This is a genomic window from Pantoea sp. GbtcB22 (genome assembly GCF_019091025.1).
Classification (GTDB): domain Bacteria; phylum Pseudomonadota; class Gammaproteobacteria; order Enterobacterales; family Enterobacteriaceae; genus Pantoea; species Pantoea leporis.
Genome location: NZ_JAGXKB010000969.1, coordinates 1 through 231, shown reverse-complemented (window position 1 = coordinate 231; position 231 = coordinate 1). Strand labels below are relative to the sequence as shown.

General features: G+C 64.1%; 1 protein-coding gene. It reads left to right on the top strand.

What is annotated here, in order from left to right:
- On the top strand, positions 1-231 hold a 231-nt coding region (locus KVT28_RS27210), incomplete at both ends, for a chloride channel protein (RefSeq protein ID WP_217551455.1).

Sequence of the window (231 nt, the reverse complement as noted above, 5' to 3'; positions counted from 1 at the left end):
GGTGCAGACCGATTATCTGGAGGTGACCAACGCGCGGCCCGATGCGGTACCAACCAAACCCTCGCTGTCCCGTGCGCTGTCATCGATGGCCAGCATCGGCAGCGGCGCGGCGATAGGTAAAGAGGGGCCGATGGTGCAGCTATCGGCGCTGAGCGGCAGTTTAATCGGGCGCTGGCTGCCGGAATCGCTGAATCTGCGCAACAGCGAAATCGTTGCGGTGGGCGCTGCAGC